Genomic DNA, 13,657 nt, shown 5'->3' on the forward strand with positions numbered 1-13,657 from the left:
CTAAGTCTATTCGATCTTGTTTGGCGTATTGCCCAACGAAAGCTCGGATCGGAAGAGGTGCTAGAGGGTTGAGCTGCCCCAGAGACTGGTATAGGTGGGCCCGTTGCGCCTCACTCCGCGAAGGGCCCACCGACCAGGCTGTATCAGTCAGTCGCGGTGGTGGTCCTCGGAAGCCTGATCATTGCCACGGCGACCAGGCTCACGACAGCGGCCACAGCCATGTATATTGCTACCGATACCGTGGTATGCGTCCCAGCAATTAGGGCAACCATAATAAAGGGAGCCAATCCACCGCCGAGAACGTTCGCCAACTGGGTGCCGATGGAGGAGCCCGAATACCGCATGCTCGGCGGGAACATCTCGGCCCACATTGCGTTTCCAGGACCAAACATCGCGCCGACTGAGATCTGACCGACGCCGGCCGCCAGGAGGATCAGCCCGAAGTTACGGGTATCCATCAGCGGAAACAGCGCGAATGCCCACAGTCCGCTCAGGGCGACGCCAGCGGCGTAGATGCCGCGCCGCCCGATCCTGTCGGACAACCAGCCGAAGAAGACCGTGCTCACCGAGAACGCGACCATTGAAAGCATCACCGCGATGAGCATCACATTCTGATCGATATGCTGGTTTTGCACACCGTACTGAAGCAGGCCTGCCACGATGACGTAGAACATAATTGTCGGGGGTAGGAAGGCGAACACGACCAGCAGGACTTGCTTCGGATTGCGGAGCACCTGCACGACAGACGAAGGGCGACGCGGCTGCATGGCGACGTTGCTCTCCGCCTTTTGGAACTCCGGGGCATCGTCGATGAAGCGGTGCACAATGTAGGCGACCGGGAACATAAGGACGCTGAGCAGGAAGGGGATCCGCCATCCCCACGCGATGAACTGCTCGTGGGTGGTCAGGTTCCCGATCAGCAGGAAGACCAGGGTGCCGCTTGCCATACCCACGAACACCCCCAGCTGCGGCAGCGCCCCGAAAAGACCCCGCCGCGTAGGTGGTGCGTTCTCGAGCGAGAGGAGGGTGGCGCCCGTGCTCTGTCCTCCCAACGATACTCCCTGAAGGACCCGGAGGATCACAAGCATGACCGGGGCGGCCACACCGATGGTCTGGTAGTTGGGTAGCAGGCCGATCAGCATAGTCGATACGCCCATCAGCAAGATCGCCAGCAACAGCCCGGGCTTGCGGCCGAACCTGTCGCCGATGTGTCCGAAGATCGCAGCCCCGATCGGCCTGCCTGCAAAGCCGACGGCAAATGTGGCGAACGTCGCCAGGACGCCCACCACTGGGTCCACCGAGGGGAAGAACTGACTGTTGAGGGCAATCGAGGCAGCAGTCCCGTATATCAGGAAGTCGTAGTTCTCGATGGACTGCGCGCCGATAGTGGCAACAAACAGACGGCCCCGCCGCTGAGGGGCCCTCCTCTTGACTGCTTGCGAGACTTGTGTTTCTGCGTTCAAGGTCTACCTCCGAGCTCTGGTTTTAATGACAGTGAGACCCGGGCCACGTCGGCGTGGCTCACTGAGGATGGCAATACTGTGCACTCTGTGATTCAAGAACGCATTACGTATAAAATATTTTGTACGTCGATATAATGCTAGATATATCACAGTATGACAAGGATCACGTCGCGGGAGTCCCATTAGGTAGGGAAAGGCACGCGTGGGGATGGATTCGCGCGTAAGAGGGATGCCCTAACGGCGTCGGGCGCCAGTGCCCCTGCTCATGGATGCCTATGTTGTGGAAACTAGGGGGCCGACAAGCGCAACTTCGACCTGGCAAGAGGCCTTACGGGGCCGTGGGGGCCGCAAGTTCCTTACTCTGGTGATCTTCATCGGAGGCTCGAATCTGGACCGGACGGCCTTCACGGTTAGCGGTCCTTGCGGCCAGATTCGTCGCGGGCGCGGATGGGGCGGGCAATGAACTTCTGTGTATAGAATATTATATAAAGGAAATACGGTGCATACGGCTGTCCGACAAGCCCCAGTTGGCCTTCCAACATCCCCGAGGAGGACCAGCGTGCAGCAGGCAATAGCAATAGAACAACAGCTCGCCCGTCATGCCGCCACGCTGACGTGGGAGCAGCTCCCGCTTGGCGCGAGGCGTCAGGCTATACGAGCGACGCTGTGGTGGACGGCCACGGCACTTGAGGGATCCTTGGATGCACAGCAGGAACAACTCCGGGCCTATGCCCTGCGGACAAGCGCTTCCCCGGAGGCAACGATACTCGGCGGCCGGTCGCGCGTGCTTGCAGAATTCGCAGGCCTCGTTAACGGTCGGGCTGGCAAGGCCATGGAGCGTGAAGACAAGTACATGGTCGATGAGGCCATCGGGTTCGCGATCGGATGCGCAGTTGTCCCGGCAGCGGTAGCCCTCTCCCAGGCGAGGCTCAACGGTCCCGTATCCGGTACCGACCTGCTAACTGCCGTAAGCCTCGGAGTCGATGTTGAAGCGAGACTTGTTCGTGCTGTCGGGCTTGGCTTTATGCCTGGTCGTACGGCGGCAAACGCTACCTTTGCAATGGGCACCTATGGTGCTGCGACGGCTGCAGGCAAGATCCTGGGCCTTAACGAGCTGCAGATGCTTGATGCGTGGGGACTGGCTCACGGGCAGGCTGCTGGAAACTTCCAGGGCCAAGTCGAGGGCCGGGGGGTCGCGGTGCAATGTGGATTTGCTGTCCGCAACGGGGTGGTCGCGGCGAAGCTCGCCGCGGTAGGCATAGAAGGCCCGCATAATTTCATCTCTGGAAGGGCAGGTCTCTACGAAGTCCACTTCCCGGCGAGCCAACCTGAGCTGTCCACAATTATCGAACGCTTGGGCTCGTACCACCCGATCGTCGATCTAGCATTCAAACGATACCCCTGCGGAATCGTCGCCCACCCTGCCGTAGGCGGTGTCATTGCGCTGCGCAACCAGATGAGGCGACCCGGGGACATTGCGGCAATCAAAGTGGTTGGCCCCCGTAGTCTGAGTATCATGGCGGAGCCTTTGCCGGCCAAACAGTCGCCGGGTTCCCCCGTGGAAGCACAGTTCTCCATTCCCTGGGCCGTCGCGTGTGCGGCGCGCGACGGCGATCTGATGGTCGACCACTATTCCGTTGACGCAATCGGCGACCCCGCGCTGCGTCAGCTGGCCACCTGTGTTGACGTGGAGTTGCGCGATGTCGAGGCGACGGTCGTGAGCCTCACCACACACGACGGAACAACAATTGTGGGTGAGCCCGTCCGCTGGGCGGAGGGGCATCCCTCAAAGCCCTTGTCCACCCACATAATGGAACAGCTGTTCTTGTCCGCAGCTCACCGAGCAATGATCCCCGAGGGTCAGGCGCAGGAAGCGCTCGATCGCTTGAAGGCGCTCGACGCCGAAACGGACATCGATGAAGTGTTCTCACTTCTAGGTGGACCGCTTGGCTCGTAGCAGCTCTGAGGCGACTTCACGCGGGCCGGTGTATCACAGGCCCGAACCAGGTATCCGGCGGAACGTTCTGATTAACGCATATTCGCCAGGCGGCCGATCCGGAACAGGCCCCGTCGTGATTTGGACGGTAACTGCAACAATTATGCCTGTCCTCAAGAGCAGGAATTCCCATGAGACTCGACGTACAGCCTTTCGAAGATCCAGTGAGCGCCCTGTGCCGAATGGCATTCGAGACCACCTTCGATGAGCTGCCGGACGATGACATAGTCCGCGCCAAGCGGACTTCCCAGCTCCCCCCCGTCATGACCGAAGGCCTTGGCCTCGGAGAAGGGGCGGCCCGAGCAATCTGCCATTCCCTTAATGGCGATCGCGTCCCGTCAGCCGAAGCCGCCTTCGCGATCGGGCCCATGCCGCGTGCGCCCATGGTTCCGACGCATCCTGCGCGGTCTGCCAAGAGGCGATCACGGTCTGCCCATGACAAGAACAGGGGGATCAGCGACCCACGGCAATCCGTCCTGACAGGCACTAACGGAATTGCTCACAACAGTCCAAATGGGAGGGCGATCCAGAAGCATCGACCCGGGACTTCGGCGATCACTGGGAGATGACACGGATAACGACCAAAGCACACCCGCCTGCTCCTTCTCTGCGCACGTCAAGTTTCTGAGACAGTTTCATCGTTGTATTTCGGTTACGCGGCCAGGGGTTCCTGGTCGCGGGTCTGGTGGGCGGTGAGGGCTGCTGCTGGTGGCCGGTGGCCGGCTCTGGCGTTGGGGCGTTTGCGGTTGTACCAGGACTCGATGTAGTCCATGACCGAGGTGCGGGCAGCGAGCCTGTTCGTGAAGCTGTGGTGGTGGTAGAACTCGGTCTTCAGATGCGAGAAGAAATTTTCGGCGACGGCATTGTCCCAGCACACCCCGACTTTGCCCATGGATTGGGTGACGTTGTTACCGGCGCACCAGCCCTGAAATTCCGCGGAGGTGTACTGAGCGCCGCGATCGGAGTGGAAGACCGCCCCGTCCGCGTGCAGGTAGCCGTGATCCCGGGCCATGGCCAGCGCCCCGGTGCACAGCTCGGTGCGCATGTGGCGGTCCATGTTCCAGCCGATCACCATGCCGGTGCACAGATCGATCACGGTGGCCAGATACAGCCAGCCCTCGCCTGTCTTCAGGTACGTGATGTCCCCGCACAGCCGTGTGCCCGGCACCTCGGAGGAAAAGTCCCGCTTGCCGTTCTCGTCGAGCATGTGGTTCTCGATATGAGCCGTCTTCGCCTGCGGATCCTGCTCGGTGGTCTTCTTCCACGCCCGGGTCCGCGCGGCGCGCAGGCCCTGTTCGCGCATGATGGCCCCGACGGTGGGTTGGGAAACACTGATCCCGTCCTCGTTGAGCATCCGCGTCAGCTGGTCCCTGCCGGCTCTACCCTTGGCGTCGTTAAACTTTCCGGCCACAGCTTCCACCAGCGTCTGGTGGCGCACGGCTCGCGGGGACGGGCCCGCAGGTTTACGCCAACGGTAGAACGAGGCCCGGGAGACCTTCAGGGTCCGGCATAGCCAGGCGACCGGGTGGTTCGCCTTCTGAGCTTCGATGAACTCGTAGAAATCCTCTACCGTTGCTTCGCTGCAAAGAAGGCGCTGACTTTTCCCAGGAACTCAATTTCCTGCTTCAGCTTCGCGTTCTCCGCCAGAGCCTTCTGGTGCTCTTCCCACGGCACGGCCGCCTTCTCCTCGGTGACAAACCGATCCGGATGATCCTCACGGTACTTGCGCACCCAGGTCCCCAGAGTGCCCTCGTTCACGCCAATATCCGGTGCCACCTGGGCAATCGGACGGCCCGAGGAAATCACCAGCTCCACGGCGTCATCCTTGTACTTCTGGCTATACCTCTTACGGTCGGTCATGCGAAGAAGGGCTCCTAACAAGCTGTCTCACAAAACCATACGGCCGCACTCCTCCATCGACGCCAAGTGCCAACCCAAGATGCTTGTCGATGAGCAGGACTTCATCGACAAGTTCCGTAGGCGTGTCCCCTACTCGACATTCCGCTGAGCCGACAGACAGAGGACGCTCTCATCAACAGCATTCTCGGGCTCGAAGACATGTTGTCGATGCACCGCTTCTCGCCCGTACTCCAGTTGGTGAGACTTCCGGTTCTCGCCGCGTCGACCCTGCAAATGACGCCAAGTAAAAGTTCAACGGTCCGCCTTGCCGCACCTGCATGAAAGATTTGCAGACCAAGGACCAGTTGTCCGCAGGGGACGGGGCCCGGCCGACGCCTTTGGATGACTCGAACGGCAAATTAGTCATTGCAGGGAAACTCGGGTTCTGCAAGGGCACGAGCGACGAGAGTCAAACTACCGGTCTACCTGCGCAAGGATCCGCTCGGCCCGCTCACGTACCGGCTTGTCCACCATCTGCCCGTCAATCTGCGCCGCTCCCCCAACGGACGTGACGACCCGCCGCGCCCAACGGACCTGCTCATCATTTGGCCGGAATCCGGTGTGGATCGGGTCGAGTTGGGCAGGATGGATCGCGAGTTGTGCGGTAGCGCCTAGGGCCCGTAGGCGCCTCGCATCGGCGCAAGTCGACTCGGCTTCGGAGATGCTAAACGGCGGCGACGCGACTGGGCCCAACAGTCCGGCGAGCCGTGACTCGACGACGAGTTGCGCGTAGACGTAGTCAATCGTGGATGAAGCGATCTCCACGTCGAGGTCGAAGGAGAGATCGGCAGCGCCAATGCCCAGACGGGTGAGCCGGGGGGCACCCGCGAGCTCTCGCAACCGGGAGAGGCCGGCAGCGCTCTCGATGAGGGCGATGACCTCTCCCCGATCTCCTAGGGCTCTGCGCACGCGTTCAAGCGACGCTATATTCTCGACCTTTGGAACGAACACCCCCGCAAGCCCGGCACGACCGGGGGCGGACAACCCAGCCAGCATGTGGAGGTCGCGCTCGAACCACTCGGTATCTGCCGCGTTGATGCGCACATGGACAGGTTCAGCGAGGCCCGATTCCAACGCTTCAACGAGCTGCGCGAGTGAGGAATCTTTGTCCTCGAGCGCGACTGCGTCTTCCAGGTCAATGATTACGCTGTCAGCCCCGGCCATGAGCGCCTTCTGGTACCGGTCGGGACGGGAGGCAGGCACGAATAGGTAGGAAATGGCGGATGCTGCCACGAGTGTCTCCTGACGAGTGAGTGAGGCTGGGCTGGGGACGGCCTTCTGGCCATCCACAGCCCAGCCGGTTAGCGGTTGGTGACCTTGCCGAACAGGTTCGCAATGGGCGCGAGCACGAGCGGGCGGGCAGCGAACCAGGCCCCCGCGATGACCGCGACCGCGGCTGTGAACCACCAGAATCCGATCCAATTCACCAAGTCGGTGCCCCCGAACATGTGGTTCAGGTTGCGCAGTGCTCCGGTGGCGAATACGAGGAACACGTGGATCAGGATGAAGACCACAAAAAACAGCATCGTCGGGAAATGGATCGCACGGGCGAGCGGCGCCGGATATAACTTGTTGAGGGTCTTGGCCTCCTTCGGCCACCATTCGCTCATGCGCACACCGGTGATCGCCGCCAGCGGCGCGGCCACGAACACGACCAAGAAGTACATGAGCTGCTGGAGGCTGTTGTAGTTGTCCCAACCGTTCTCGACCGGCCACTCCAGCGTCATGTACTGCAGCAGCGCCGAGGCGGCGTTTGGGAACACCTCCCAGCTCGTCGGCACGATTCGCGCCCAGTGCCCCGAAGCGAACAGCAGCACGATGAAGACGATGCCGTTGGCTAGCCATAGCAGGTCAAGCGAGGTATGCAGCCAGAGGTTGATGCTGATCTTCTTCCCGCCCCGCTTCGGCGTCCAAAAGGCGGGTGGCTTCTGCTGCTGTCGCACTTGCAGACCGCTTCGGATGATGAGCACCATGAGGAAGACATTCAGGAAGTGCGTCCAGTTCACCCAGCCAGCGAAGCCGGGTTCCACGAACTCGGGGAGGTTGTACTCGCCCGGGTACCGGGCCAGGAACTCCGGGACGTCTGGTAGCGTCGTCACGCCGCGTGCGGAGAGCACGAGGATCGCGGCGGTGGCGATCGTTCCGGCCGCACCGAGGATGACTAGCCGCACCCACTGGGCGAGCCGCTTCGGGCCGATCATTATTGGCTCGCGTTTCGGCTTCGCTCGCTTGAGTTCTATTGGCGAAGCCGTCACGGCGGGTTTGGGGGTCGGCGCGGTTTGGGTGGGTGCCGGGAGTTGCGTAGCCGGTGCGACCTGGGGGGGCTGCGGTGCTTGGGGCACGGTTTCGGGCGGTGCTATGGGCACGCTATCCGCTGGGGTGGCCGAGGTCGCGGCCGGGAGAAGCGGGGCGAGTCCGGCTGGCGGCCATGGGTCCCCGCCCGAAGTTCGGGGAAGCCCTCGGCGTAGTGGAGTCTCGATCTCGCCGATCGTGTCTGTGGCCGTCGGCGCCCCAATCGGCGTGTCCGTGCATGCTTCGTTCTTGGCCACCGGCTGCGATTCATGCGCCTGACTTGCAATAGAGTCTGATTCCGATTCGGCGGGCGCCTGAACGTTCCCAGCGTGCACGGCTACGGCGAGGTTTCCGGCGGGTGGCCAAGGTTCACCTGCAGGGATTCGCGGCAGTCCGCGGCGGGAATTCGTGGAAGCGGTCGCCTCCGGCTGCTCGACCGCGAGCTTGGGCGCTGCAGCTTGGGGCGCCGTTTCGGTGGACGCCTGAGGGGCCGTGGCAGGCCCGGCGAGCAACCCGGCGGCCTGTGCGGGTGCCGACCTGTGGTGCGATCCAGCTCCGGGTGCGGGTGCGGCGACGGAGGATGGCGGAGTGGTGACCGCTCCACCGACGGGCCAGGCGTCGCCGCCGGGCACGCGCGGAAGACCGCTCCGAAGGGTCCGAGAAAAGCTCGCCATTGCTACTTCCTCCGCGACTCGAGGGCATCGATGAGCTGCGGCACGACCTTGAAGACGTCGCCCACGATGCCGAAATCCGCGACCTCGAAGATGGGTGCGTCCGGGTCCTTGTTGATGGCGACGATGGTCTTGGAAGTCTGCATGCCGGCACGATGCTGTATCGCTCCCGAGATGCCCAACGCTACGTATAGCTGCGGCGAAACCGAGACACCGGTCTGGCCTACCTGATGCGACTGTGCGATGTACCCCGCATCGACGGCGGCGCGGGAGGCACCCACCGCGGCACCTAATGCATCCGCGACCTGCTCGACGAGTGCGAACTGCTCCTGCGACCCCAGTCCGCGTCCACCGGAGACCACCTTCTTCGCACCGCGCAGTTCAGGGCGCGAGGAAGTCTGTGAGGCCGACACGAATGACTCGATCCTCGCGGCCGGCCGTTCGGAACCAGCAACGGCAATGTGCTCGGAGACGAGCAGCTGGGCGGTCGCCCGGGCGTCGATTGAGCCTTGGCGGACTGTGATGACCGGAGCGCCGAACGTGGGGGCGGAGGTGACGTTGTACGCTCCGCCGTACACCGAGTGCTGCGCAACGATACCGTCGCTGTCGCGTGCCACTCCAACTGCATCAACCAAGAGCGCGGCACGTGCCCGCACCGCGTAGCGGCCGGCTAGATCACGACCGTCGGCGGAGTTCGAGAAGAGGATCGCGTCGGGTTGTACGAGGGCGGCGGCAGCGGACAACGCATCGACCATGATCGTGCCGAGAGCCCCTGTGTCGGACGGGCCGGCAATGAGCACACGCGCGGCGCCGAGCTCAGCGGCCTCGGCTGCAAGATCCTGATTGGCGACCACGAGTGCAACGGCGGTGCCCACCGCGGCTGCTGCACCGAGCAGCCCCGCTGCGGCCTTCTCAAGTCCGCCAGAAGCCTGTGTTTCCAGAACGACAAGGATCGCGTCGCGGGGAAATTCAGTCATTTCCATACTCCTTCGGTACCTAGACCAGTCGGTTTTCTATCAGGAAGTCCGCCAGCTTCACGCCTGCGTCGCCTTCGTCCTGGATTTTCACTCCCGCTGCGCGCGGAGGCTTCTCGGAAACCGTCAGCATGATCGCCCGCGCAGTGGCCGGGTCATCGGCGACAACGCCTAGGTCGGCGAGAGACAACACTTCGAGAGGCTTCTTCTTTGCGGCCATGATCCCCTTGAAGTTCGGGAACCGGACTTCCGGGAGCGCCTCAGTGATGGAGATGACCGCGGGGAGAGGCGCCGAAACCTGTTGAGTTCCACCGTCGATGGGGCGCGGACCGGATACCGCATGCGCCTGAAGCGAGACGGCGCTCAGTCCAGTGAGGTGTGGGACCTCCAGGTGCTCGGCCAGCATCGCCGGGATCACCCCGCCTGACCCATCGGTGGAGATGTTGCCGGTGATCACGAGATCGAAGCCGGTGCGGCGGATAGTAGCCGCAAGGGTTTCCGCAGTGAGCCCCAAGTCGGCACCAAACAGCGCCTGGTCGACGACGTGGATTGCGGACTCTGCGCCCATGGCCAGGGCCTTGCGCAGGCTCGCCGTCGCGTGCTCGGGCGCGACCGAGACCACGCTCACCTCGGTGCCCTCATTGGCATCGGCATACGTGAGCGCGACCTCGAGGGCGCGCTCCCCGATTTCATCGAGCACCGCTTCCGATGCGCTGCGATCGGCCAGGCCGGTCTCCATGTTGAGCTTTCGATCCCCATATGTATCGGGGACCTCCTTCACCAAAACGACGATCTTCATGGATGGCTCCTCCCGGGACCGGTGCGCTCCAATGTTTGCTTTACCCGCATCCTCATGCACCGAAACGAATATTGTATTAAATATATTATCTATGAATGACGAAAGCAATATTACTGGCTCGAACGCCCAGAGCACCTCTGGGGTGACGCGTCTAGGTGGGAGGGGGCGGCCGCGGAGAGCTACGCCGCGCCTTCAGAGTTCTTCCAGAGGCCGCGTTCCTCCAGCATCCGCACGACGATGTCTCCGCCGGCCAGCAGGTGCCTACGCATCAGACGCTCAGCTATCTCCGCATCCCTTCGCACGATTGCTTCGTAGATCGGTCCGTGAGCCGTGGCCGACGTGTCAGCGTGCGTCTCGAGGGATGCATAAAATTCACTGGGCAGATGATTCACGATTGACTGCAGCAAGCGAGCCAGCCGAGCCGAACGAGCCGAACGATTGATGACCCGATGAAACTCCGGGCCGAGCTGACCGATGGCCACCACATCACTGGCCTCCAGCGCCGATACACACCGATCCTGGATCCCATGGAGTCGCTCCAGTTCCGAGTCAGTGATGCGGACGGCGGCGCGCGCAGCCAGCTCGCCGGCGAGTTGCGACTGCGCCCAGAAGAGATCCCTCACGTCCTCCCGCGTAACCTCGGCAACCATGAAGCCCCGCCTGGGTTCCCAGGTCACAAAGCCCTCGCTGCTGAGCACCACCAGCCCTTCGCGTACCGGCGTTATGCTCACCCCAACAGCCTCGGCTATGGGCTCCATCCGCACGAACCGCCCGGGCCTAAGTTCCCCCGAGAGAATCTGGTTGCGTACATAGTTCGCAACTTCATCGGGCAGCTGATTCCGTGAAGCACTGCGCCGAGGCATCTCGATTTTTACCACGGCTCTCAGGTCTCCTTTACTTCAGCGATATGTCTTTTCATATTATCCATGCCTTCTCCTCCGAGCGGGCGAATGCTGGGGATTCGAGCACGGCCTCCGGCCCGACAACACCCTATACGCTGCCTTGAATATATGATATACAATACTTAGCAATTGATTCCAGTCGGACAGCAGGAGACTGCCCCGGCCCACGAGAACGCAGCATGTGCCGACGCTGAGAAGGAAGGGCAACGATGCCAGGTTTGTACTTCGAGGAATTTAGTCCCGGAATGATCATTGAGCACGAGGTGCGGCGGACAGTCACTGAAATGGACAACGTGCTTTTCAGCACGATGACTCTCAATATGGCGCCACTGCACCTGGATGCGGAGTACAGCAGCGGCTCTATCCACGGGCAACGGCTCGTCAACAGCCTCTTCATCCACGGTCTGGTGTGCGGCATTTCCATGCATGAAACCACCTATGGAACCACCTTGGGCAACCTTGGCTTCAACGAGACGAAATTCCCGAAACCCGTCTTTCACGGTGACACCATCCGTGTGCGGACCGAGATCGTTGAGGTCCGCGATTCCAGGAGCCGCGCCGACTCCGGCATTGTCACGTTCCGTCACCAGGGGATCAATCAGCGCGGCGAAGTGGTCTGCGACACGCTCCGCGTCGGGCTCATGCTCAAGAAGTCGGCCCCCAGCGCCTGACGGCGCACGAAGGCCCTGAAGTCAAGGAGGACATCACATGCCAGAAACAGGACAAATCCACCCCTACCCCTGGGTGCCAACTGCGTCCGTTCGCGAGCGTTCAAGGCTTTTGAGTGCGATGAAGCACTGGGGCTTTGAACAAGACGCCGCCGGAGTCACCGAGCTGAATCGACGCGCCGTCGCAGACCCTGAGTGGTTTTGGCGCGCAGTAGTAGAGGACCTGAACGTCGATTTCTCCGTTCCGTTCAGCCAGGTCCTCGACGATTCCGCGGGCAAGGAGTTCCCCCAGTGGTTCAAGAGCGGCGTCGTGAACGTGGCGCAGCTCGCCGCATTGCGTCATGGTGAAGGTGAGCTCGCGAAAAAGACCGCGGTGATTTACGAGGGCGACAACGGGCAGCGGCGGACGCTGACCTTTGATCAGCTCGCGGATGAGGTCCGCTGGTTCGCCGCGCACCTCGTTAGGCTCGGAGTGCGCCGCGGAGACCGGGTTGTCCTGTTCATGCCGGTTGTCCCCGAGGCCGCTGTCGCCTTCCTCGCCATTGCGATGCTGGGCGCAATCGCGGTACCCACCTTTTCCGGGTACGCGTCCGAAGCCCTTTCGACCCGCCTGCAGGACTCCGAAGCGGTACTTCTTGTGACGGCTGACGGTACGACCAGGCGAGGCAAGACGGTCGAGCTCAAGCGCATCGCCGATGCGGCGGCTGCTGCAGCGCCCACCGTGCGGTCTGTCGTGGTGATGCGGCATCTGGGCACTGACGTGCCGATGCAGGAGGGGCGCGATGTCTACTACGACGAGCTCGGAGCGGAGCCCGAGCCGGTAGGCGTCGCCGAGACGGGATCAAACGATCCGCTCGCCATCGTCTACACCTCAGGTACGACTGGCCGGCCGAAGGGGATTGTCCACTCCCACGGTGGATTTGCAGTGAAGACCGCCCTCGATTTCGCCTATGGCTTTGATGTACATAGCGACGACGTGGTCTCGTGGATCACCGACCTCGGCTGGCTGGTGGGACCAATGCTGATGACCGGCCCGCTGCAATTGGGGGCCACGATCGTGATGATCGAAGGGCTCCCCACCCACCCGACTCCAAACCGCATGTGGGAGATCATCGAACGCAACGGGGTCACCGTGCAGGGAATCGCACCCACTGCTGCACGTGCGCTGAGGGCCGCTGGCGCCGGTTCGATCCCGGCGGCATCGACATTGTTGACCTTCGTCTCGACCGGAGAAGCTTGGGACGAGCCGACCTGGTGGTGGCTATTCGATGAGGTCGGTGGCAGGACAAGGCCGATCGTGAATTACAGCGGTGGCACTGAGGTCGGCGGCGGCATCCTCATCGGGTATCCGTTCCTCGCGGGCCCGCCCGCGGCATTCACCGGCCCCCTCCCGGGAATCGATTCTGCCGTCTTCAATGACAGCGGGGAGCCAGTTGCCGGAGAGATCGGCGAGCTGGTTGTACGCAACACCTTCCCTGGTATGACACACGCGTTCTGGCACGACCGGGACCGCTACCTCGAAACCTACTGGAATCGCTGGGACGGCGTGTGGGTGCACGGTGATCTCGCCAGTGTTGATGGGGAAGGAATGCTGCGCATCCATGGCCGCTCCGACGACACGCTGAAGCTTTCGGGGCGTCGGGTCGGGCCAGCGGAGATCGAGGCGTCCCTGCTCAAGGACAGCAGGATCGCTGAGGTCGCGGTGATCGGCGTCGGCGATGAGATGCGTGGTCAACGGGCGGTTGCTTTCGCTGTGCTGCGGGATAGTGACTCGAATCTCGAGGATCTGCGTCGCACGGCTCTCGAGAACGCTGGCCGGTCTTTCGCCCCGGAACTCTACACAGTGCTGACCTTGCCCAAGACCAAGAACGGGAAAATCATGCGGCGCGCCATCCGTGCCCGCTTTCTAGGTGCCCCGGTCGGCGACATGTCGTCGCTGGACCCGGCGACGCCGTTAGAACACATTCCCGTGTTGACGATTGAACAAGACTAG

At 62.3% G+C, this 13,657-nt stretch carries 11 protein-coding genes; 3 read left to right on the forward strand and 8 right to left on the reverse strand.

Going from position 1 to position 13,657, the window contains the following annotated elements; genetic code table 11:
* Nucleotides 1-143: 143 nt before the first annotated feature.
* Entirely contained in the window at nt 144-1,463 is a 1,320-nt protein-coding gene (locus KNN17_RS13510) for an MFS transporter (protein WP_241709553.1), read from the reverse strand.
* Nucleotides 1,464-2,022: 559 nt separating this feature from the next.
* Between KNN17_RS13510 and KNN17_RS22560 the strand changes: the two genes are divergently transcribed.
* Nucleotides 2,023-3,420 carry an MmgE/PrpD family protein gene (locus KNN17_RS22560; protein WP_241709554.1) on the forward strand — a complete coding sequence of 466 codons (1,398 nt, stop codon included), beginning with the start codon at nt 2,023-2,025 and terminating at the stop codon, nt 3,418-3,420.
* Between the two features lie 691 nt (nt 3,421-4,111).
* Here the strand turns inward: KNN17_RS22560 and KNN17_RS13520 are convergent.
* The 7 genes from KNN17_RS13520 to KNN17_RS13550 form a co-directional block, all read right to left on the reverse strand.
* Nucleotides 4,112-5,008: an IS3 family transposase gene (locus KNN17_RS13520; protein WP_241709623.1), complete on the reverse strand. Its 897-nt coding sequence runs from the start codon at nt 5,006-5,008 to the stop codon at nt 4,112-4,114.
* 17 nt (nt 5,009-5,025) lie between these two features.
* The gene (locus KNN17_RS13525) at nt 5,026-5,319 is read right to left on the reverse strand and encodes a transposase (RefSeq protein ID WP_241709555.1); all 294 of its coding nucleotides are present in this window, start codon (nt 5,317-5,319) and stop codon (nt 5,026-5,028) included.
* A gap of 453 nt (nt 5,320-5,772) precedes the next feature.
* Nucleotides 5,773-6,591 carry an HpcH/HpaI aldolase/citrate lyase family protein gene (locus tag KNN17_RS13530; protein WP_241709556.1) on the reverse strand — a complete coding sequence of 273 codons (819 nt, stop codon included), beginning with the start codon at nt 6,589-6,591 and terminating at the stop codon, nt 5,773-5,775.
* Between the two features lie 68 nt (nt 6,592-6,659).
* Nucleotides 6,660-7,559 carry a cytochrome b/b6 domain-containing protein gene (locus KNN17_RS13535; protein WP_241709557.1) on the reverse strand — a complete coding sequence of 300 codons (900 nt, stop codon included), beginning with the start codon at nt 7,557-7,559 and terminating at the stop codon, nt 6,660-6,662.
* 767 nt (nt 7,560-8,326) lie between these two features.
* Complete coding sequence (locus KNN17_RS13540; protein WP_241709558.1) at nt 8,327-9,298, reverse strand: electron transfer flavoprotein subunit alpha/FixB family protein; 972 nt, start codon at nt 9,296-9,298, stop codon at nt 8,327-8,329.
* A 19-nt stretch (nt 9,299-9,317) separates the two neighbouring features.
* The gene (locus KNN17_RS13545) at nt 9,318-10,094 is read right to left on the reverse strand and encodes an electron transfer flavoprotein subunit beta/FixA family protein (RefSeq protein WP_241709559.1); all 777 of its coding nucleotides are present in this window, start codon (nt 10,092-10,094) and stop codon (nt 9,318-9,320) included.
* Nucleotides 10,095-10,273: 179 nt separating this feature from the next.
* Nucleotides 10,274-10,972 (reverse strand): GntR family transcriptional regulator, encoded by a 699-nt coding sequence (locus KNN17_RS13550; protein ID WP_241709560.1) that lies wholly within the window; start codon nt 10,970-10,972, stop codon nt 10,274-10,276.
* 233 nt (nt 10,973-11,205) lie between these two features.
* Between KNN17_RS13550 and KNN17_RS13555 the strand changes: the two genes are divergently transcribed.
* Together KNN17_RS13555 and KNN17_RS13560 are read left to right on the forward strand one after the other, a co-directional pair.
* A complete protein-coding gene (locus tag KNN17_RS13555; RefSeq protein ID WP_241709561.1) occupies nt 11,206-11,667 on the forward strand; it encodes a MaoC family dehydratase in 462 nt (153 codons plus the stop codon).
* Nucleotides 11,668-11,704: 37 nt separating this feature from the next.
* Entirely contained in the window at nt 11,705-13,657 is a 1,953-nt protein-coding gene (locus tag KNN17_RS13560; protein WP_241709562.1) for an AMP-binding protein, read from the forward strand.

It is taken from the genome of Arthrobacter bambusae (assembly GCF_022606295.1).
Lineage (GTDB): Bacteria > Actinomycetota > Actinomycetes > Actinomycetales > Micrococcaceae > Arthrobacter > Arthrobacter bambusae_A.

Excerpts from the sequence above, each read along its gene's own strand:
- KNN17_RS13525 (WP_241709555.1), bottom strand. The coding sequence starts at position 5,319 with ATGACCGACCGTAAGAGGTATAGCCAGAAGTACAAGGATGACGCCGTG.
- KNN17_RS13545 (WP_241709559.1), bottom strand. The coding sequence starts at position 10,094 with ATGAAGATCGTCGTTTTGGTGAAGGAGGTCCCCGATACATATGGGGAT.
- KNN17_RS13560 (WP_241709562.1), top strand. The coding sequence starts at position 11,705 with ATGCCAGAAACAGGACAAATCCACCCCTACCCCTGGGTGCCAACTGCG.
- KNN17_RS13540 (WP_241709558.1), bottom strand. The coding sequence starts at position 9,298 with ATGACTGAATTTCCCCGCGACGCGATCCTTGTCGTTCTGGAAACACAG.
- KNN17_RS13535 (WP_241709557.1), bottom strand. The coding sequence starts at position 7,559 with ATGATCGGCCCGAAGCGGCTCGCCCAGTGGGTGCGGCTAGTCATCCTC.
- KNN17_RS13555 (WP_241709561.1), top strand. The coding sequence starts at position 11,206 with ATGCCAGGTTTGTACTTCGAGGAATTTAGTCCCGGAATGATCATTGAG.